18 protein-coding genes are annotated in these 17,999 nt (G+C 62.5%); 10 read left to right on the plus strand and 8 right to left on the minus strand.

What is annotated here, in order from left to right; all coding sequences use genetic code 11:
- Positions 1–16: 16 nt before the first annotated feature.
- Positions 17–793 carry an SDR family oxidoreductase gene (locus OHD62_RS26565; RefSeq protein WP_263789027.1) on the minus strand — a complete coding sequence of 259 codons (777 nt, stop codon included), beginning with the start codon at positions 791–793 and terminating at the stop codon, positions 17–19.
- A gap of 24 nt (positions 794–817) precedes the next feature.
- Entirely contained in the window at positions 818–1,990 is a 1,173-nt protein-coding gene (gene dgoD, locus OHD62_RS26570) for a galactonate dehydratase (RefSeq protein WP_263789028.1), read from the minus strand.
- Between the two features lie 303 nt (positions 1,991–2,293).
- Between dgoD and OHD62_RS26575 the strand changes: the two genes are divergently transcribed.
- The 8 genes from OHD62_RS26575 to OHD62_RS26610 all read left to right on the plus strand — a co-directional run bounded on the left by OHD62_RS26575 (position 2,294) and on the right by OHD62_RS26610 (position 10,662).
- A complete protein-coding gene (locus OHD62_RS26575; RefSeq protein WP_263789029.1) occupies positions 2,294–3,271 on the plus strand; it encodes a substrate-binding domain-containing protein in 978 nt (325 codons plus the stop codon).
- 135 nt (positions 3,272–3,406) lie between these two features.
- Positions 3,407–4,456 (plus strand): zinc-dependent alcohol dehydrogenase family protein, encoded by a 1,050-nt coding sequence (locus OHD62_RS26580; protein ID WP_263789030.1) that lies wholly within the window; start codon positions 3,407–3,409, stop codon positions 4,454–4,456.
- Between the two features lie 3 nt (positions 4,457–4,459).
- Positions 4,460–5,353, plus strand: coding sequence for an aldose 1-epimerase (locus tag OHD62_RS26585; RefSeq protein ID WP_263789031.1), 894 nt, complete (start codon positions 4,460–4,462; stop codon positions 5,351–5,353).
- Positions 5,354–5,367: 14 nt separating this feature from the next.
- Entirely contained in the window at positions 5,368–6,363 is a 996-nt protein-coding gene (locus tag OHD62_RS26590; protein WP_263789032.1) for an ABC transporter permease, read from the plus strand.
- 22 nt (positions 6,364–6,385) lie between these two features.
- Positions 6,386–7,897: a sugar ABC transporter ATP-binding protein gene (locus OHD62_RS26595; protein WP_263789033.1), complete on the plus strand. Its 1,512-nt coding sequence runs from the start codon at positions 6,386–6,388 to the stop codon at positions 7,895–7,897.
- Positions 7,898–8,142: 245 nt separating this feature from the next.
- Positions 8,143–8,523 (plus strand): c-type cytochrome, encoded by a 381-nt coding sequence (locus OHD62_RS26600; RefSeq protein ID WP_412177424.1) that lies wholly within the window; start codon positions 8,143–8,145, stop codon positions 8,521–8,523.
- 27 nt (positions 8,524–8,550) lie between these two features.
- On the plus strand, positions 8,551–9,486 hold the full coding sequence (locus tag OHD62_RS26605) for a heme o synthase (protein WP_263789034.1): 936 nt from the start codon (positions 8,551–8,553) through the stop codon (positions 9,484–9,486).
- 357 nt (positions 9,487–9,843) lie between these two features.
- Positions 9,844–10,662, plus strand: coding sequence for a DUF2189 domain-containing protein (locus OHD62_RS26610; RefSeq protein WP_263789035.1), 819 nt, complete (start codon positions 9,844–9,846; stop codon positions 10,660–10,662).
- Between the two features lie 42 nt (positions 10,663–10,704).
- On the opposite strand, the gene OHD62_RS26615 is transcribed toward OHD62_RS26610, so the two are convergent.
- The 6 genes from OHD62_RS26615 to OHD62_RS26640 all read right to left on the minus strand — a co-directional run bounded on the left by OHD62_RS26615 (position 10,705) and on the right by OHD62_RS26640 (position 15,903).
- A complete protein-coding gene (locus OHD62_RS26615) occupies positions 10,705–11,178 on the minus strand; it encodes an aminoacyl-tRNA deacylase (RefSeq protein WP_263789036.1) in 474 nt (157 codons plus the stop codon).
- A gap of 187 nt (positions 11,179–11,365) precedes the next feature.
- Positions 11,366–11,764, minus strand: a complete 399-nt coding sequence (locus OHD62_RS26620) for a cytochrome C oxidase subunit IV family protein (protein ID WP_263789037.1) — start codon at positions 11,762–11,764, stop codon at positions 11,366–11,368.
- Positions 11,765–11,790: 26 nt separating this feature from the next.
- The gene (locus tag OHD62_RS26625; RefSeq protein WP_263789039.1) at positions 11,791–12,513 is read right to left on the minus strand and encodes a heme-copper oxidase subunit III family protein; all 723 of its coding nucleotides are present in this window, start codon (positions 12,511–12,513) and stop codon (positions 11,791–11,793) included.
- A 13-nt stretch (positions 12,514–12,526) separates the two neighbouring features.
- On the minus strand, positions 12,527–13,231 hold the full coding sequence (locus tag OHD62_RS26630; protein WP_263789040.1) for a cytochrome c oxidase subunit 3: 705 nt from the start codon (positions 13,229–13,231) through the stop codon (positions 12,527–12,529).
- Entirely contained in the window at positions 13,228–14,997 is a 1,770-nt protein-coding gene (ctaD, locus tag OHD62_RS26635; RefSeq protein ID WP_263789041.1) for a cytochrome c oxidase subunit I, read from the minus strand. The genes OHD62_RS26630 and ctaD overlap by 4 nt, the downstream gene beginning before the upstream one ends.
- A gap of 21 nt (positions 14,998–15,018) precedes the next feature.
- Positions 15,019–15,903, minus strand: coding sequence for a cytochrome c oxidase subunit II (locus OHD62_RS26640; RefSeq protein WP_263789042.1), 885 nt, complete (start codon positions 15,901–15,903; stop codon positions 15,019–15,021).
- 348 nt (positions 15,904–16,251) lie between these two features.
- On the opposite strand from OHD62_RS26640, the gene OHD62_RS26645 reads away from it, so the two are divergent.
- Positions 16,252–16,776 (plus strand): hypothetical protein, encoded by a 525-nt coding sequence (locus OHD62_RS26645; protein ID WP_263789043.1) that lies wholly within the window; start codon positions 16,252–16,254, stop codon positions 16,774–16,776.
- A 246-nt stretch (positions 16,777–17,022) separates the two neighbouring features.
- Positions 17,023–17,991 carry an aldo/keto reductase gene (locus tag OHD62_RS26650; RefSeq protein ID WP_263789044.1) on the plus strand — a complete coding sequence of 323 codons (969 nt, stop codon included), beginning with the start codon at positions 17,023–17,025 and terminating at the stop codon, positions 17,989–17,991.
- Positions 17,992–17,999 lie beyond the last annotated feature (8 nt).

Consider the following 17,999-nt stretch of genomic DNA (forward strand, 5'->3'; position numbering starts at 1 on the left):
CCGCGCAACGCCGCGGTCAGTCATGGTAGAGTACCGAGCGGCCGCCATCGACGACGATGCAGGCGGCGTTGAGGAAGGGCGCCTCGTCGGAGGCGAGGAACAGCGCCGTCATCGCCACCTCCTCGGGTTTGCCGATGCGCTTTTGCGGGTGCAGATCATAGGTACGCCGCCGCTCCGCCTCGGGGTCCGGAAACGTGTTCCAGTAGTCGACGGCGATCTGCGTCTCGATGTAGCCGGGCGCGATGGCATTCACCCGCACCCCCCTGGCCGCGTAGTCGATGCCGAGCGCGCGGGTAAGGCCCAGGAGTCCGTGCTTGGCTACAGGGTAGGGGAAGCAACCGGGGATGATCGAAAAACTGTGCGTGGAGGCAATGTTGACGATCGAGCCGGCGCTCTGGTCGAGCATGGCCGGCAACGCCGCCTTGCTCATGCGCCAGACACCGTCGAGATCGATGTCGAAGCAGCGCCGCCATTCGGCTTCGCTTGTCTCCAGCGGATCGTGGAAGACGTTGATGCCGGCATTGTTGACGAGGATATCGATACGGCCGAACCGTTTCAGCGTTGCGTCGGCGACGGCTTCGACCGAGGCTGTGTCGCGCACGTCGCATGGGACAAACAGGGCGCTTGCCCTGTTTGTCGAAAGACCCGTTGCGACCGCCTCGCCGGTCACCTCGTCGATCTCGGCGATGACGACCTTGGCGCCTTCGCGGTGGAAGGCGCGGGCGATCGCCTCGCCGATGCCGCGCCCGGCGCCGGTTATGATCGCGACCTTGTCCTGCAGACGTCCGGTCATTTCATCCTCATCAGTCGGCCATCCTCACCAGTCGACGATCGTGCCGTCCGGCATCACGGCGTTCTGCGTGTGCAGCACTTCGGGCGCGAAGGGATGGCGCGCGCAAACCGCCTCGTCAACCTCGATGCCGAGACCGGGCGCGTCCGGCACCTGCCAGAAACCGTCGACCATGCGGATCGGACCCTTGACCACGTCGAAATACCACGGCACGGCACCGACCATTTCCTCCTGGATGATATGGTTCGGCGTCGAGACGGCGAAGTGGAGGGCGGCGACGCCGGCGATCGGCCCGAGCGGGTTATGGGGAGCAACGCCGACGCCGACTGCCTCGGCATGGGCCGCGATCTTCTTGGCCTCGGAGAGACCGCCGCAATGGCAGATGTCGGGCTGGACAATGCTGACCGCACTGGCTGACAGCAGTTCGACGAACTCCGCGCGTTCGACCAGCCGTTCGCCGGTTGCCAGCGGCACCGAGGTGCGGGTGGCGAGTGCCTTCAGTCCGGCCGTATCACCGGGCGGCAATGGCTCCTCGACGAACATCGGCCGGCCGGGCGCGAGGGCCTCGATATAGGCAAGTGCGGCGGAAACCGACGCCGGGCGGCCATGAAAATCGACCATGATCTCGATCTCCGGCCCGACTGCCTTGCGTAGTGCCTCCATCAGCCGCGCCACCTTGTCCACATCGGGCAGCGGTGCGTGATAGTGGGTGTAGGGAATGAACACCGCCTTGAAGGCACGATAGCCCTTCTCGACCACGGCATGCGCGCGCTCGACCAGCGGATCGGTCTCCATCGTCTCGTAGACGGCGCGCATGTCGCCAAGACCGAGATGGGTATAGACGCCGACCTTGTCGCGCACCTTGCCGCCAAGCAGCCGCCACACGGGCACGCCGAAATGCTTGCCCATAATGTCCCACAAGGCCATCTCGATGCCGGAGATCGCGCTCATGCCAATCGCACCGAGCCGCCAGAACGACTGCTTGCGCATGACCCGTACGGCCTGTTCGATGTCGCGAGGATCACGCCCGACGATCAGCGGCGCCAGATCCTCGACGGCGCCGACCACGGCCCTTGTCTTCCATTCCAGCGTCGCTTCACCCCAACCATACAGCCCGGGCTCATCGGTCAGCACCTTCACAAACACCCAGTTTCGCATTTCCGCGTTGACCACGCGGGTCTCGATGCCTGTGATCTTCACCTGGGAACTCCCGCGCAATCGCCTAATAGATCATATCTATGTGGCACGTTAGTCGACTTTGCTGGCGTGTTCAACGTCAATTCCGATGCTGCGATGCAGCAATAAGCGCCGATCTGGTGCTTGGTCGCTTGAGAAAGGCGTTGACAGCCATACTAAACATAGTATCTATAAATCAGTTTGATCCGATCTAGATGTCAGTGTCGATCTCGGATTGGGCAAGTCCCGTAGGGAGAGGTTTGCCTGCAGTCCGAATTGGCTGCGGCGCCGCGACGGGCGCAATTCACCATCCGTTGGGAGGACGACATGAAATCCATGAAGCAGTTTGCAATCGCGGCACTTGCGGCGGCAACGTTTGCCTCGGCGGCCGCGCCGGCGCTGGCCGATTCGACCGGCATCGGCGCCATCTATCTCGATGACGTCGGCTTCTACGCCGCCGTACGCAAGGGCATCCAGGACGGCGCCAATTCGATGGGCAAGAAAATCGACCTGCTCGAGACCAATGCGCGCGCCGACCCCGGCGCCGAAGCGTCCTTCATCGACCGGCTGATCTCGGCCAATGTCAAGGCGATCATCCTGTCCGCCGTTTCCGCCGACGGTTCGGTGCGTGCCATCAAGCGGGCACATGAGGCCGGCATTCCGGTCGTCTGCTACAACACCTGCATCAACGACGCCGACATGAAGAAATACGTCTATGCCTATGCGGTCGCCGATCCGACGGAGTTCGGCCGCCAGCTCGGCGACGTCGCGGCCGACTATTTCATTGCCCAGGGCATCAAGGAGCCGAAGATCGGCGTGCTGAACTGCGAATTCGTGGAAGTTTGCGTCAAGCGCCGCGAAGGTTTTGAGGCAGCGCTCAAGGCCAAGGTTCCGGGCTACGTCATCTCGGCGAACCAGCGCGGCACCGTGCTCGATGATGCGGTGTCGGTGAGCGACCAGATGCTGTCGGCCAATCCGGACATCAACGCTTTCTTCGGCGAGGGCGGCGATGCCGGCACCGGCGCGGTGCGCACCATCAAGCAGCGCGGCCTGACCGGGAAGGTCGTCGTCTTCGCTGCCGACATGACGTCCTCGGCCGCGACCGAGCTCGCCGACTTCTCGGTGATGAAGGCAATCGCCGACGTGTCCGGCCAGGGCATCGGCAAGCTGGCGCTCGAACAGGCGCTGAACGGCGCCGAGGGCAAGAAGGCCGCCGACGTCATCGTGCCCATGGGCATATCGATCTTCAAATCGGCCGACGATGCCAAGAAGTGGCTCGAAACCCATAAGGACGGCCTTTCCTGATCGCATCCTCCCCAACCGTGCGATGCTGGCCGCCGCATCCCGGCGGCCAACTTTTGGGAAACCGACAACTTTTCGGGAAACCGACAATCTCGGATACTGCCCACGGCCGAAAAGGGCCGGGTTCGGAGCCTGACCATGCCAAAGATGCTTGCCGCCTACCTCCCAGGCAATTCCACCGTCGACCTGCGCGAAATCGACCGCCCTGAGCCGGGCATCGGACAAGTGCTCCTGAAGATGAAGGCGTCCGGCATCTGCGGCAGCGACATCCACTATATCTATCACAAGCATCTCGGCGACGATCCGCGCACGTCCTATCAGGGCGTGGTGGCAGGGCATGAGCCTGCGGGCCAAGTTGTCGAGCTTGGCGCCGGCTGCCGGCATTTCAAGCCGGGCGACCGTGTCGCCGTCTATCATATTTCCGGCTGCGGCTTCTGCCGCAGCTGCCGCAAGGGGTTCCAGATTTCCTGCACCGATCCGCAGCGCGCCGCCTATGGCTGGCAGCGCGATGGCGGTCATGCCGAATATCTCGTCGCCGACGAGCGCGATCTCGTACATCTGCCTGACACGCTGTCCTATCGCGACGGCTGCTTCATCTCCTGCGGCGTCGGTACCGCTTACGAGGCTGTTTTGCGCGGCAATGTTTCGGGCAGCGATGCCGTGCTCGTCGTCGGCCTCGGGCCGGTCGGCATGGCGGCGCTGATGCTGGCCAGGGGCCGTGGCGCGCGCCTGGCGATCGGCGTCGATACCCAGCCCGACCGGGTCGAGACGGCGAAGAAGCTCGGCCTGCTCGATCACGGCCTCGTCGCCGGGCCGGACGCGCTCGACGCCATCAATGAACTGACCAAGGGTGGTGCCGCGGTTGCCATCGACTGCTCCGGCAATCCACGCGGCCGGGTGCTGGCGCTGCAGGCGACCCGCACCTGGGGGCGCTGCGTCTATATCGGCGAAACCGGCAAGGTCGAGTTCGACGTCAGCGACGACCTTCTGCACCGCCAGCGGACCATCTATGGCTCCTGGGTGACCAGCGTCCACAATATGGACCAGTGCTGCGAGGACCTCGATGCCTGGGGCCTGCACCCGCACGACATCATCACCGATGCCTTCCCACTGGAAAAGGCGCCCGAAGCCTATGCGCTGATGGCAGGCGGACGCTCCGGAAAAGTCATCGTCGAATTCCCGGACTGAGCGATGGCCGATATCGAAATCGCCAACGAAGCACTGAGCCTCACCGTCACCACGACCAGTGGAGCGATCTGGCGGTTCTTCTCGCGTTCGGGCGGTGTGGAGATGCCGTTGTTTCGCGAGCCGCCGCAGGGGCGGGAACGCGCGGCGTTGCAATCGGGCTGCTTTCCGCTGGTGCCTTTCGGCAACCGCGTGCGCGACAACCGCTTTTCCTTCGAGGGCGTGGAATATTCGCTCGAACCCAACACGGACTGGGACAGGCACTATCTGCATGGCGACGGCTGGACCGGCGAATGGCAAATTGTCCGCCACACAGGCACCGAGATCGCACTTGCGTTCAGCCACCGGGGCACCGGAACGCCCTACGCATACGATGCCGAGCAGCGCTTTTCGCTTGCCGGTCCCACGCTGACGACAACGCTGTCCGTCACCAACCGAGGAGAGTTCGCGCTGCCCTTCGGCCTCGGCTGGCATCCATATTTCCCCCTGACGAAAGGAACCACGCTCAAGGCGGCTGCTCGTTCCTGTTGGGACGAGGATTCCTCCTGGCTGCCGACCGTCGAGCATCCGGTCGCTGGCGATATCGACTTCGCCCAGCCACGCGGCCTGCCGCGCCGCTGGGTCAATACGGTTTTCGAGGGCTGGAACGGCGGGGCTGACATCGACTGGCCGGAGAGCGGGATTTCGTTGGCGATCGATGCCGACCCGCTCTTTTCCCGCTATCTGGTCTTCGTCTCCGATCCGGCATTCGATGCCGGCTACGACTATGATTTCTTCTGTTTCGAACCGATGAGCCATAGTGCCAATGGGCATAACATGGCCTCCGGCGGCGGGCTGGTAAGGCTGGCACCCGGTGAAAGCCTCGCGGGTTCCATCCGTTACACCTGCCACCGGCCCTGACAAGGAAGATTGCGATGAGCGCGACCACAACCACAACCAGCCGTCGGCGCGGCTTTCGCCTGTTCGCGCTCGACATGAACGAGATCGGCCTGATCGTCATCCTTCTCGTCCTCTATTTCGGCTTCGGCGCGACCACCAACGGCTTTCTGTCGGCCAACAATCACCTTTCGCTGCTGCGCGACGCGGCCTCCATCGCGATTGCCGCCTGGGCAGTGACGCTGATCATCATCGCCGGCGAGATCGACGTCAGCGTCGGGCCGATGGTCGCCTTCACCTCCGTCTGTCTCGCCTTCATGCTGAAGGCCGATGTCAATGTCGCGCTGGCCATCCTGGCAGCGCTCGCCATCGGCGGCGCGCTCGGCACCTTTGCCGGATCGTTGCGCGCCTATTTCGGGGTACCATCCTTCGTCGCCACGCTCGGCCTGTGGAGCGCGCTGCGCGGCATGTCGTTCTTCACCACCAACGCGCTGCCCGTCACCTTTCCCGACAACGCCTTCCTCGACATCCTCGCCGACAACATGTTCGGCATCCCTACTTCGGCGATCGTCATGCTGGTGCTGTTCGCAATCTTTTCCTTCGTCAGCCAGAAGACCGCCTATGGCCGGTCGATCTTCGCCGTCGGCGGCAACGCCAATGCCGCGGAACTGTGCGGCATCAACGTCGCGCGCATTCGCGTGCTGATCTTCACGACGTCGGGCGTGATGGCTGCACTTGCCGGCGTACTGTTGACCGCGCGGCTCGGCTCCGGCAATGCCGGCACCGCCTCTGGCCTCGAATTCGACGTGATCGCCGCCGTCGTCATCGGCGGCACGGCGCTGTCGGGCGGGCGCGGCTCGATGCTTGGTACGCTGCTCGGCGTCTTCGTCATCACGCTGATCGGCAACGGCCTGGTGCTGCGCGGCATCAATCCGTTCTTCCAGGAAGTGGTGCGCGGCGTCATCATCGTCGCCGCCGTGCTCGCCAACATCCTGGTCACGCGCTATCGCGAGCGCCGCATTTTTGGCGCGTAACGGAAAACGGGAGGATCAGCCCATGCAGACCGCCCGTAAGCAGGATCCGCAGCCCCTGGTCGCCGCCGTGCGCGGCGCCACCAAGCACTATCCTGGCGTGCTGGCGCTGGACGATGTCGATTTCGAAATTCGCCGTGGCGAAGTCCGCGCCTTGCTCGGCAAGAACGGGGCGGGGAAATCGACACTGATCCGGCTGCTGACCGGGGCCACCGTGCCCGATGGTGGCGAGGTCACGATCGACGGTGCGGCGCTGACCGGTTCCGGCACGCAGCGCACGGTTGAAGCGGCCCGGCTCGGCGTGCGCGCCGTCTATCAGGAACTCAGCCTGATCGTCGGAATGAGCATTGCCGAGAACCTGTTCCTCGGCCGCTGGCCGTCCAGCATGGGCGTGCTCTCCCATGGCGAAATGGACCATCAGGCGCGCGAGACGCTGGCCAGGCTTGGGCTGAAGCTCGATCCGCGCCGACGTGTGGCAACGCTGAGCCCGGCCGAACGACAGCTTGTCGAGATCGCGCGCGTCATGATCGGCGAGCCGAAGCTCGTCATCCTCGACGAGCCGACCAGCTCGCTTGCCGCCGCGGAGGTCGAACTCCTGTTCAAGGCCGTGCGCAGCCTGGCCGCCGCCGGCATCGCTGTGATCTATGTCAGCCATCGCATGAACGAGATCCGGCAGATCGCCCAGGCCGCTACGGTGATGCGCGACGGCAAGGTCGCGGGAACCGTCGAGGTTGCCGGCGCCGACACCGCCGAGATCATCCGGCTGATGCTAGGCCGCAGCGAACGGGATGAGCGGCTGGTCGGCGCGGCGAGGGGAGGCGATGCCGTGCTGTCGGTGCGCGATCTTGCCGTGCCGCCGAAGCTTTCGGGTGTCTCGTTCGATCTGAAGCGCGGAGAAGTGCTGGGTTTTGCCGGTCTGCTCGGCTCGGGCCGCACCGAGCTGCTGAGGGCGATCGGCGGGCTCGATGGCGTGCGTGCCGGCACGGTGCTGCTCGATGATAAGGACATCACCCGCGCCTCCTATGGCGAGCGGGTCAAGAGCGGGATCGGCATGACGCCGGAGAGTCGCAAGGAGGACGGCATCGTGCCGCTGCTCGGCGTCGACGAGAACACCGTCGCCACTGATTTCTCGAAAGTGACGGTGAACGGCGTCATCTCGGCATCGAGGATGGCAGAAGCGGCAGGTGACATCATCCGTCGTATCGGCATCAAGGCGGCGCGTATCGACACGCCGGTCGGTACGCTGTCGGGCGGCAACCAGCAGAAAGTGGTGATCGGCCGCTGGGTCTATGCCGGCAGCCGTATCCTGCTGCTTGACGAGCCGACCAGGGGTGTCGATGTCGAAGCGAAGTCGCAAATCTACGCCATCATCCGCCAGCTTGCCGCGGAGGGCAAAAGCATCATCTTCGTATCCAGCGAGATCGAGGAATTGCCCAAGGTCTGCGACCGGGTCCTGGTGTTGAAGGACGGGAACTTCGTGCAGGAATTCGCCGCGCCCGGAATCGAGACCGACGCGCTGATGGCCGCCTGCCTTTAAGGGTCTTTGGGCGACGATGCGGAAGAATCCAAGAAGAAGGCTGCACCTGAAAAAGCCGCCAAGAGACTGAATGACACGGCGTGATAGGCTTGTGCTATCTGCCGGCCGGATTCTGTGGTACGTAGGTGCCGTAATTACCGGGAGGAGAAGCGGATATTCCGCTTCGTGGAGCAAGGCGCATGCCGGCTCAAGCATCGGCAGGCGCGGATCGTCCAAGGCATATTGGCGATCGGTGAGGAAATGCCATGCGTGCAACTGCGTTTTTCGCCGTCATGTCCGTTGCGACCTTCATCACGGGCCAATGTCAGGCACAGGATGCCGCGGCGGGTGAGAAGGTCTTCACCAAATGCAAGGCCTGCCACATCGCTGATGAGGACAAGAACAAGGTCGGTCCGTCTTTGAACGGCGTCATCGGCCGGACGGCCGGCACGCATCCGGATTTCAAATATTCCGAAGCCATGATCGCGGCAGGCAAATCGGGCGTTGTGTGGGACGAGCCCACGCTGACGACCTATCTTCACGATCCCAGGGGCATGGTCAAAGGCTCGAAGATGGTGTTTCCCGGCCTCAAGAAGGACGAAGACGTCGCCAATGTCATCGCCTATCTGAAGCAATTCTCGAAGTAACCCGGTTCCATCAGTGGTGGCCCGAAAATGTCGACCAGGGAAAGCCGCCTTAGGGATACCGGCATCCGCCTCTCGGAAGCGACGGCCGCCGATTTCTTCGCGCTTCTGAAACCACGGGTCATGGCCCTTGCTGTCTTTACCGCTTTCGTCGGGCTGATGGTGGCGCCGGAGGCGATGAACCCGGTCATCGCCCTGGTTGCAATCGGCGCAATTGCCGTTGGAGCAGGAGCGGCAGGCGCACTTAACATGTGGTACGATGCCGATATCGACGCATTGATGTCGCGCACGTCAAAGCGACCGATCCCGTTAGGCCGCGTCATGCCGGGCGAAGCTCTCGGCTTCGGCCTGGTGCTTTCCGTGCTTTCGGTCATGACGCTCGGCGTGCTGGTGGGCTGGCTTGCGGCATCGCTGCTCGCCTTCACCATCTTCTTCTATGTCGTGATCTATACGATGTGGCTGAAGCGCTCGACGCCGCAGAATATCGTCATTGGCGGCGCCGCGGGCGCGCTTCCTCCGGTGATCGGGTGGGCGGCGGCTACCGGCGGCATCGGGATTGAAAGCTTCATTCTCTTTCTGATCGTGTTCCTGTGGACGCCGCCGCATTTCTGGGCGCTCGCACTGTTCAAGGTCGGTGATTACGCCGCGGCCGGTATCCCCATGATGCCGAACGTCGTCGGAGCGGCTTCGACCAGAAGACAAATCCTTGCCTATTCGCTGCTTCTGGCGCCAGTCGCCGTGCTCCCCTGGGCGTTCGGATTCGCGAGCGGATTCTACGGGATCGTTTCGGCTGCATTGGGCGCGGGTTTCATCTGGCATGCCTGGAAGCTTCTGGTCGTTCCCGACCAGGAGATGAAACTTGCAAAGGCGCTGTTTGCCTATTCGATTTTCTATCTTTTCGCGATCTTCGCCATTCTGCTGGCCGACACCATTGCGATGCGCGCGGTCATGTCTGCCGGAAATTGACGGCATGACCTGCCTCGTGACGGCGTTATGCTGCACTGAAGATGTACGCGCGAGGCCAAGCTCAAACATCACATTGGCAGTGCGCAAAATCCCAGGAAAAGCAGAATAACTATGCCGAGGCCGAGTATGAGAACGGTCTTTCCGTCCATAACGTTCACCTTCGACCCATAGAGAATACCCAAGAAAGGTTGCTAGAGCCAGCCTGACTGCCGGAAACCCTTTCCGACAAGGGCGACAAATCTCCTGAAAGAGAGTATGTTGATCATGGTGCAGGTCGCGGTTTTGCGTGGCCAATCACGCGGAACAGTAGCACCGTGGAACTCGCGACCTCGCCGGACCTGATCTGGAGGAATGGTCATGGCAAGTTTTCACGTGATAGCCGGTGCCAGTGAGGCGCTGGAGCATACGAAAGTACGAAAGATCGGTGTTTCCGACCTCTTCGACGCGCTCAGGCGCGGCGTAGACGATTTCATGGTCAAGCCCTCGCATATCGTCTTTCTCTGCCTGATCTATCCGCTCGTTGGTGTCGTGCTTGCCGCCTGGACATCGGGCGCCAATGCGTTGCCGCTGCTGTTTCCGCTGGTGTCCGGCTTTGCGCTGGTCGGTCCATTCGCGGCGATCGGCCTCTATGAGATAAGCCGCCGGCGGGAGGCTGGGCTCGATACGTCCTGGCGGCACGCTTTCGAGGTCAGGCACTCTCCGGCATTGCCGGCAATTGCCGCAGTCGGGATCATGTTGTTTGCGATCTTCATCACCTGGCTTTTGACGGCGCAGATGTTCTACCAATATCTCTTTGGTCCGGCTCCGCCGGCATCGATATCTGGCTTCATCAACGAGATATTCGCCACCGGGCGCGGCTGGACGCTGATTATCCTCGGGCACGCCATCGGCTTCATCTTCGCGGTGGTGGTGTTGTGCACCACGGTCGTCGCCTTCCCGCTGTTGCTCGACCGCGACGTCGGCGCCTATGAAGCCATCCACACTTCGGTGCGGGCAGTGCTGGCGAACCCGATCACCATGGCTGTCTGGGGACTGATCGTCGCCGTGGCACTGATCATCGGCTCGGTGCCGATTTTCGCAGGGCTGGCGGTCGTGCTGCCGATCCTCGGTCACGCCACCTGGCACGTCTACCGCAAGGTCGTGGAACCGCCGGCGTCCACCAGACCGGCGAGCTGAGCAAATTCTGTCAGGGCGCACCGGCGAGAGTGCCGGTGCGTTTCAGTAGGCCGGGTGGCTGAAGCGCGCCTGGCGTGCATCCATGGTCAGGTTGCGGAAATCCTTGCCGCTGACATGCACCAGCGTCCTGTGGTCGCCGCCTTCGAAATAGATGTCGGCGGCATCGCCGAGGCTTTCGTCGAGGATCACCGGCACATCGTAGGCCGCGCCGATCGGCGGAATGGCGCCGGTGTCGCAATCCTGGAAAAGCGAAACCACCTCGTCTTCGGAGGCGAGGCCAAGACGCTTGTCCATGATGCTCTGCAAGGCGCCGAGCTCGATCCTGTGGGTGCTTGGAACCACGGCCAGCGCGTAGCCGAGCTCATGGTGAACGACCACCGATTTGGCCATTATGCTGCCAGGCACATGCGCGGCTATTGCCGACTGTCTGCTCGTGGACGTGCGGTGATGTTCGACGGTGTCGTAGGAGATTCCCTTCTCTTCGATAAAGTCCTTCAGTCTGTTTGCGATGGTCATCTTTGGCGTCCCTTGCTGGAGTTCGCGACGCATTGTGGAAACGAGGCGATCGTTCTCCTGCCGCCGCTTCCGATACGAACAAAAATGGATCAGCCGCCGGTTGTTTCAAGGCGAGGCAGCCGGACGGCAAACAGCTTCTTCGGCGCCTGACCGGGGCCGCCGACACACGCCTGAACCGGGTAGCGCGTCAAGAGCCGGCGCCGAAAAACGTCATCCGGGTCAAAAGCGTGTAGTCGGATTCGAAGACCATCATTGCCACGAACACCAGCACCAGCACCGGCGGCAGGATGATCGCATAGGTCAGCGCCAGCCGCTCCCAGGCCATGTGCATGAAAACGGCGACGATCAGCCCTGCCTTCAGCATCATGAAGATCAGGATCAGCGACCATCTGAGATAACCGTGGATGCCGAAATAATCGACCATGTAGGAGCAGGCGCTGAGGATGAACAGCCATGCCCAGACCACCAGATAGAGCCTGATCGGATGTTCCTGATGAACCTCGGCGTGGGCGACAGCGGCCGCCGGCGCTTCATGTGCAGCATGAAGTGCGTGTTGCCCGAGGCCGTTTGCGGTTGCTTCAGCCATGTCTGCCTCTCATCAAAGTCTGCCTCTCACCAAAGATAGAAGAATGCGAAAATGAACACCCAGACCAGATCGACGAAATGCCAGTAGAGCCCCATGATCTCGACATTCTCGTAGCGGCCCTTGCGGCTGGTGAAGAAGCCCGGCCGGCCGATATCGTAGTCGCCGCGCCAGACCTTTCGCGCCACAATGATCAGGAAGATCACGCCGATCGTCACATGCGTCCCGTGGAAGCCGGTGATCATGAAGAAGGATGATCCGAACTGAGCGGCGCCCCAGGGATTGCCCCATGGCCGCACTCCTTCGGTGATCAGCTTGGTCCATTCGAAGGCTTGCATGCCGACGAAGGTCGCGCCGAGCACCGCGGTCAGAAGCATCAGGATTGCCGTTTTGCGGCGATCGCGGCGATAACCGAAATTGACCGCCATGGCCATCGTTCCGCTGCTCGAGATCAGCACGAAGGTCATGATGGCGATAAGGATCAGCGGAATGTTCGAGCCGCCGATATGAAGGGCAAAGACCTCACTTGGATTAGGCCACGGCACCCGTGTCGACATGCGCGCGGTCATGTAGGAGAGCAGGAAGCAGCCGAAGATGAAGGTGTCGCTGAGCAGGAAGATCCACATCATGGCCTTGCCCCAGGACACGTTCTTGAACGCGCGCTGATCCGACGACCAGTCGGCAGCGATGCCTTGCCAGCCGACAGGGCGGGGCTCCGTTTGGCCGATATGCGTCAGTGTCGTCTCCGTCATCAGCCCGATCCCCTCAGGTCAGCAACTGTCGGCAAATGTCGATGAACGTCGCCGCCCAGCCGGCCAGAAGCGCGAAGATGGCGAGCCAGACGAAAAGCAGGAAATGCCAATACATGGCGCAGAGTTCGACGCTGAGGCGAAGCCGCTCTGGTCGTGCGCCGTTCCAGGCGCCAGCGGTCGTTCTGCCGAGGGCCACCAATCCCCCCACTATGTGCAGGCCGTGCAGCCCGGTGATCAGGTAGAAGAAGCTGTTGGCCGGATTGGAAGCCAGCAGATAGCCGTCTTCAGTCAGTTCCCGCCATGCCATGAGCTGTCCGACCAGGAAGGCGAGGGCCGTGAGCCCGGCGGTGGCGAGGCCGAGCCTGACCGTGTCGATTTGCCCCCTTCGCGCAGCGACCGAGGCACATTGCAGCGCAATGCTGCTCAGCACCAGCACCCCGGTGTTGAACCAGAGCAGGCGCGGAATCGGCAGCGCCTGCCAGTCCGACAACTCCATGCGCATGAAGTAGGCGCTGGTGAACAGCGCGAACAGGCAGCCGACGACGGCGAGGAAGACGCCAAGGCCGATCTTGGCGGTCGGCAGCGCCGAGCCTTCCATGCCGACAAGGTCCCCGATCACACCTTGCTCGAGCCATGGCTTGGCCATCAGCCGCTGATGGGAAAGCCACCATCCGGCAAAGCCGGCGATCACAGCCAGGAAGACCAGGATGACGCTCATGCCGGCTCCTTGGAGGTGCCGAAGGTGCCCGGCATGTTTTGCGGGATGAAGTCCTCCTTGGCGCCCGGCACGCTGTAGTCATAAGCCCAGCGATAGACGATCGGCAGCTCCTTGCCGAAATTGCCATGGGCCGGCGGTGTCTGCGGCGTCTGCCATTCGAGAGTGGTCGCGCGCCATGGATTGCCGCCGGCCTCCCGGCCATGGCGGATGCTCCAGATCAGATTGAACAGGAATACGACCTGCGCAAAGCCGACGATGAGCGCCATGACGGAGATGAACGAGTTGAGGTGGTGCGCCGTCTCCGTCATGACGGTCACATCGGTCAGTTCGTGGTAGCGCCGCGGCACCCCCATCAGGCCGATATAATGCATGGGGAAGAAAATCAGATAGGCGCCGAGGAACGTCACCCAGAAATGGAACTGGCCCAGCCTCTCGTCCAGCATCCGGCCGGTGACCTTCGGGTACCAGTGGTAGATCGCGCCGAAGATCACGATGATCGGGGCGACGCCCATGACCATGTGGAAATGGGCGACGACGAACATCGTGTCCGACAGCGGAACGTCGACGACCACATTGCCGAGGAACAGCCCGGTCAAGCCGCCATTGACGAAGGTGACGATGAAGGCCAGGGCAAAAAGCATCGGTATGGTGAGGTGGATGTCGCCGCGCCACAGCGTCAGCACCCAATTGTAGACCTTGATGGCCGTCGGAACGGCGATGATCAATGTCGTGGTGGCGAAGAAGAAGCCGAAATAGGGATGCATACCGCTGACATACATGTGGTGCGCCCAGACCACGAAGCTCAGCGCGCCGATGCCAATGATGGCCCAGACCATCATGCGGTAGCCGAAGATGTTCTTGCGCGCGTGGGTGCTGATCAGGTCGGATACGATGCCGAAGGCCGGCAGCGCGACGATGTAGACCTCGGGATGGCCGAAGAACCAGAACAGGTGCTGGAACAGGATCGGGCTGCCGCCGCCATGCTGCAATTGTTCGCCCATCTCGACGATCGCCGGCATGAAGAAGGAGGTGCCGAGCGCCCGGTCGAACAACATCATCACGCAGGCGACGAACAGCGCCGGGAAGGCAAGCAGCGCCATGACGGTCGCGGTGAAGATGCCCCAGACAGTCAGCGGCATACGCATCAGCGTCATGCCGCGCGTGCGGCCCTGCAGCACCGTCACGACGTAGTTCAGGCCGCCCATGGTGAAGCCGATGATGAACAGGATCAGCGAGACCAGCATCAGGATGATGCCCCAGTCCTGGCCGCCCGGCGTGCCGGTCATGATGGCCTGCGGCGGGTAGAGCGTCCAGCCGGCGCCGGTCGGGCCGCCGGGCGCAAAGAAGCTCGCCACCAGAACCAGCACGGCAAGCAGGTAGATCCAGTAGCTCAGCATGTTGACGTAGGGGAAGACCATGTCGCGCGCGCCGACCATCAGCGGGATGAGATAGTTGCCGAAGCCGCCGAGGAAGAGTGCGGTGAGCAGGTAGATCACCATGATCATGCCGTGCATGGTGATGAACTGATAGTAGGCTTCCGGAGTGATGAAGTCGAACGTGCCGGGGAAGCCGAGCTGCAGCCGCATCAGCCAGGACAGCACCAGCGCCACCATGCCGATTGCGGTTGCCGTCGCCGAATACTGGATGGCGATGACCTTGGCATCCTGCGAGAAGACATATTTCGTCCACCAGCTGTGCGGATGGTAGAGTTCCACTTCCGCCACTTCGGCAGGCGGTATGGCATCTGCAGGGGTGACATCGACCATAGGAACACCTCCGTGCCCTTTTCAGCGAGACCCGACCGTTTCGAGCTTTGCTGCAACTTTCAGACCTGACGCGATCGTCTTCTCCGGTGCCTGGTCGGCCGAGCCCGTTTGCTGGGGCGCCGACAATTGCGCGAAAGTCTGCTGTTCACCGAGCCAGGCCAGATAATCCTGCTCGGTGTCGACCATGACCACGCCATGCATCAAGGGATGGCCCTGGCCGCAAAGTTCGGCGCACAGAACCTGGAAACTTCCGGTCTTGGTTGGGGTGAACCAGAAATAGGTGACGGAGCCCGGGATCATGTCCATCTTGGCGCGGAATTCCGGCACATAGAAATCATGCAGCACATCGATCGAGCGCAGCAGCATCTTGACCGGCTTGCCGACCGGCAGGTGCAGATCGGCCGCCTCGACGACGACATCGTCCTGACCATTGGGATCGCTGGCGATCACGCCCAGCGGATTTTCAGGTGTGACGTCACGGGTGTCGGATGTGCCGAGCTTGCCGTCCTTGCCGGGCAGGCGGAAACTCCACTGCCATTGCTGGCCGACGACTTCGACCTCGGTCGCGTCTCTCGGAACATTGACGAACTGGCTCCAGACGAACAGGCCGGGAACCAGCAAGGCGGTAACCCCGGCCGCGGTGACGACCGTCAGCCACCATTCGAGCCGCTTGCTCTCCGGCTCATATGCCGCCCGGTTCCCTTCCCGATGACGGAAGCGGAAGACGCAATAGGCCATGAACAAGACGACGGCGGCGAAGACGACGCCGGTGATCCAGAAGGTAATGACGATGGTGTGGTCGATATAGTCCCAGTTGGAAGCAATCGGCGTCCACCACCATGGGCTCAGGAAGTGGAACAACACTGAGCCCACGACAATCAAAACGAGTACAAGCGCTATGGCCATGTCCCGTTCCTCCCGGCATTCCAAGGGGCGCGAAGCCGTCCCAGTAAATGCCGATGGCATCATAGGCTGATTTGCCGTGGAAATTCTAGTGCGGTCTTCCGGCTGACCAAAAAAGCAACAGCAATGATGTGGAGAAGCTCGGAAAGGCTGCATCGGAGAACAGGCTGCCAAGGACGCTGAATAAACGCCGCGTTGCGACGAACGCGAAAGGCTACACTTGAGGCCGCCTCCTTCGTTGTGGCGCTGCGGCAACAGACATGCGGGCAAGTGAGGGGCAGCGACTGGCGATACGAAGCCTTGATCATTATCTGCGCTGTGTTGCAAAGCGCAGGGCTGCTGGAGGCATCGTTGAGGCTACTCATTGGTATCGGAGGCGCGATCGCCACGGCATTGCTGCTCGCCTCAGTCTGCGGCATCGCCCAGGCCGGCGCCGCGCTCGACAATTGGCAGTTCGACGAGGGCAGCGACGGCCTGGTCACGGCCTCGCTCTATGCCACCAACAAGCTGATCACCGGCGGCGGCGCCTTGAGCTACAGCCCGGTGCTGACCATCGCCTGCCGCAAGGACGGCGAACCGCGCTGGAGCGAATGGCTGTATGTGAACGATGCTGTCTCCGCCAGAGGCACGATCACCATGTCGGTGACTGCCGACCAGGGCAAGAAGGTCAGCGAAAGCTGGTCGGTCGGCACGCGCGGCAGGATGCTGGTTCGCGACGGCGCCGACGGCGTCAAGCGCCTGGTTTCGGCGAACCGGTTGCGGCTGTCCTGGCGGTTCGGGCTGCTGGCGGGGCGAGGCGAGGCCGATTTCGACCTTGCCGGGGTTAACGAGGCCGTCGGCCAGATCGCCGGCACCTGCAACACAGAATTGCCGTGAGCAGCAAGGGTCTTTTGATTGGAGTAGTGGCCTTTTTCGGCGATGCCGAAGCTACCAGTCTCGATATTGCCGGACGTGGCGCCGCTTGGTAGCGTCTCCGGCCAGTGCTTGATCGGTATCGCGATGTTGGCTCCTGCCTTGCGGGCACGCAAATCTCGCGATTGCGATATCCGATGGTCAGATGCGCAGGCTGGAAACCACGACGCTGACCGTGCACTCACCGCTCATCGTGACGGAGTATGGCAAATGGAAAAACGTCAATTCGGCGCGATCGGTGAGGTCGGTCGCCTCACTCTCGGGGGCGGCGGCATCGGTCAGGTCTGGGGCAACACCAGCCGCGCGGAAGGCATTGCCACCCTGAAGATGGCGGTCGATGCGGGAATCGATGTCATCGATGCCGCACCCGGCTACAAAGTCTGCGAGGCGCTTATCGGCGAGGCCTTCGGCGGCCGTCTGCCGGAGGGCGTGAGGATCACGACCAAGTGCGGCATAGGCTCGCCGCCGGCCGAAGAAGTCTACCCGCGCTTACGCGCCTCGCTCGAACGGAGCCTCGCGGCCATGCGGATCGAGCGCGTCGACCTGTTTTTTCTCCACAATGAGATCTGCCCCGACGATTTCGTCTATCCGGTGGACAACGAACGCCGGTCCGAATTCGCGACGGCATGGACGCTGTTTCGCGAAGCGGTGGTGCCCGCATTCGAGCGGATGCGGAAAGAGGGCCTGATCGGCGCCTGGGGCATCACCGGGGTGGGTGTTCCCGATGCGATAATCCGGGCGCTGGAGCACGCGCCGCGCCCACAGGCGGTGCAAGCGGTGGCCAATCTCCTCGACAGTCCGGGCGGTCTGACCCGGTTGCGGACGCCGGCGCGGCCGCGCGAGATCATTGCCACGGCGAAAAAGAACGGCGTCGGCGTGATGGGCATCCGCGCGGTGCAGGCCGGCGCGCTTACAGATGCGTTCGACCGGCCGCTCGACCCTGGCCATCCCGACGCTGTGGACTTCGCCCGCGCCGCGCCGTTCAGGCGTCTGTGCGAAGCGTGGGGCGGCAACCCGGCCATTATCGCGCATCGCTATGCTCTAGGCATGCCGGGCATCGACACACTTGTCCTCGGGGTCAAGAACCGCGAAGAACTGCGTCAATGCCTCGATGCCGAAGCTGCCGGTCCGCTCTTGCCTGAGGAAATCGCCGCGATCGATGCGCTGCGGCTGCGATGAGCATATGT

Origin of the sequence: Mesorhizobium sp. YC-39 (genome assembly GCF_025753795.1) — a bacterium.
GTDB lineage: Bacteria > Pseudomonadota > Alphaproteobacteria > Rhizobiales > Rhizobiaceae > Mesorhizobium.

What these genes read in the sequence shown, in the direction of transcription:
- OHD62_RS26565 (WP_263789027.1), bottom strand. Translation starts at nt 793, where the DNA reads ATGACCGGACGTCTGCAGGACAAGGTCGCGATCATAACCGGCGCCGGG.
- OHD62_RS26575 (WP_263789029.1), top strand. Translation starts at nt 2,294, where the DNA reads ATGAAATCCATGAAGCAGTTTGCAATCGCGGCACTTGCGGCGGCAACG.
- OHD62_RS26580 (WP_263789030.1), top strand. Translation starts at nt 3,407, where the DNA reads ATGCCAAAGATGCTTGCCGCCTACCTCCCAGGCAATTCCACCGTCGAC.
- OHD62_RS26585 (WP_263789031.1), top strand. Translation starts at nt 4,460, where the DNA reads ATGGCCGATATCGAAATCGCCAACGAAGCACTGAGCCTCACCGTCACC.
- OHD62_RS26590 (WP_263789032.1), top strand. Translation starts at nt 5,368, where the DNA reads ATGAGCGCGACCACAACCACAACCAGCCGTCGGCGCGGCTTTCGCCTG.
- OHD62_RS26595 (WP_263789033.1), top strand. Translation starts at nt 6,386, where the DNA reads ATGCAGACCGCCCGTAAGCAGGATCCGCAGCCCCTGGTCGCCGCCGTG.
- OHD62_RS26600 (WP_412177424.1), top strand. Translation starts at nt 8,143, where the DNA reads ATGCGTGCAACTGCGTTTTTCGCCGTCATGTCCGTTGCGACCTTCATC.
- OHD62_RS26605 (WP_263789034.1), top strand. Translation starts at nt 8,551, where the DNA reads ATGTCGACCAGGGAAAGCCGCCTTAGGGATACCGGCATCCGCCTCTCG.
- OHD62_RS26610 (WP_263789035.1), top strand. Translation starts at nt 9,844, where the DNA reads ATGGCAAGTTTTCACGTGATAGCCGGTGCCAGTGAGGCGCTGGAGCAT.
- OHD62_RS26615 (WP_263789036.1), bottom strand. Translation starts at nt 11,178, where the DNA reads ATGACCATCGCAAACAGACTGAAGGACTTTATCGAAGAGAAGGGAATC.
- OHD62_RS26620 (WP_263789037.1), bottom strand. Translation starts at nt 11,764, where the DNA reads ATGGCTGAAGCAACCGCAAACGGCCTCGGGCAACACGCACTTCATGCT.
- OHD62_RS26625 (WP_263789039.1), bottom strand. Translation starts at nt 12,513, where the DNA reads ATGACGGAGACGACACTGACGCATATCGGCCAAACGGAGCCCCGCCCT.
- OHD62_RS26630 (WP_263789040.1), bottom strand. Translation starts at nt 13,231, where the DNA reads ATGAGCGTCATCCTGGTCTTCCTGGCTGTGATCGCCGGCTTTGCCGGA.
- ctaD (WP_263789041.1), bottom strand. Translation starts at nt 14,997, where the DNA reads ATGGTCGATGTCACCCCTGCAGATGCCATACCGCCTGCCGAAGTGGCG.
- OHD62_RS26640 (WP_263789042.1), bottom strand. Translation starts at nt 15,903, where the DNA reads ATGGCCATAGCGCTTGTACTCGTTTTGATTGTCGTGGGCTCAGTGTTG.
- OHD62_RS26650 (WP_263789044.1), top strand. Translation starts at nt 17,023, where the DNA reads ATGGAAAAACGTCAATTCGGCGCGATCGGTGAGGTCGGTCGCCTCACT.